The sequence below is a fragment of the Streptomyces sp. NPDC127084 genome (genome assembly GCF_042724175.1).
Taxonomy (GTDB): Bacteria; Actinomycetota; Actinomycetes; order Streptomycetales; family Streptomycetaceae; genus Streptomyces.
Window position 1 is genome coordinate 1 of the sequence record NZ_JBHXFA010000396.1, and the last position, 1,210, is coordinate 1,210.

General features: G+C 66.3%; 1 protein-coding gene. It reads right to left on the bottom strand.

Going from position 1 to position 1,210, the window contains the following annotated elements; genetic code table 11:
• Positions 1-888: 888 nt before the first annotated feature.
• Positions 889-1,050 carry a hypothetical protein gene (locus ACFWI9_RS34500; protein ID WP_387169294.1) on the bottom strand — a complete coding sequence of 54 codons (162 nt, stop codon included), beginning with the start codon at positions 1,048-1,050 and terminating at the stop codon, positions 889-891.
• Positions 1,051-1,210: the final 160 nt, after the last annotated feature.

Here is a 1,210-nt window from a genome sequence, read left to right on the forward strand (position 1 = left end):
GCGTTGTAGTGCGGAATCCGGGTGATCGCCGCGCTCTCAAGCGCCGGGGTCCCCGAGCGCTCGGTCCATGATCGAGAAATCCGTTCCCAAGGGCTCGCCGGGGTACGGATAGAGAGGCTGCTTGGACGCGTACTGCGGGGTCACGTCGTGGGGTGTGATCGAGATCGGCCTAGGGAGCCCGACACCCGAGTTCCGGGTCCATCGGAAGGCCTGCCACCGGTATCGAGTACGGCGCAGGACAACGGCCCGTTCATCGTCGTACGGTTCGCCGTCTGGCCAGTAGGCGACGTACCAGCAACTCTTGCCACGCACCGACTGCCATGCCCGCCATACCTTGCCAGGCCAGCCGACGCGTTTCTTGTCGGTCCTCAATTCCTCATCCCCTCTGCCTCTGCCGATGGCTCAAGCATCGGTGTCCCCGTCAGGGTTCCTTGCGCGCGTACTCTCCTGCAACCAGGATCTGGGCCCCCTCTCTGGACCCGACACCGGGGCGTCGGTTCCTCCGGGGATCGGCGTCGGCGACCTGGTCCAGTCGCTTGAGCGGGGACGTACTACGACGGGGGCGGCCGGCCGGTGGAGACCGACGGCATCGTGGTCTCCGATGCCCGCTGGGAAGTCGCCTACGAGTTCAGCGTCGCCCCGCCCGCCGACGGATCCCTTCGACACCGCGTGCGTCCTCATGTCCCCCGTGCCGTAGGTACGGTCTGCGGCTGCCTGAGCCGTCTCGACGTCACTGTTGCGGCTCTGCTGTAAACCATGTCCGGGATCACCGAGCAAGCGGACAAGGCGATCGTCAGGAACCGCAAGGGTGGACTTCTCCGCGTTTTCGAGGAGAAGGACATCCGCAGGGCTCTGTCTCACCGGGGCGTTTCCGTGTGTGCGTTCAGGTCAGCGCAGGCTGTCTGCGTCGTCGTGCTCTTCGCCGACTGGGAGTGGCCGCCGGTCGTCCCCCGGGTCCTCGCTGTAGATGACCGCGGAGACCGCGCTGTCGTAGGCACCGTTGAGGCCGTTGCCGCTTGTGCCGAGCATGTTCTCCCAGTCGATTCCCATACCAACGAGCCTAGACCGTGCGGTTCGAGGATCTCGGCGAAGCGGGCGTTGGGCTCGTCGGCCCGAGCGAAGGAGCACGCTTCCTCTTCAGGGCTGATGCGCCGCGCGGGTCGTCGAGCCAGCCATGCTCCTCCGTGACGAGGGCCATGGTGTCTCCAGG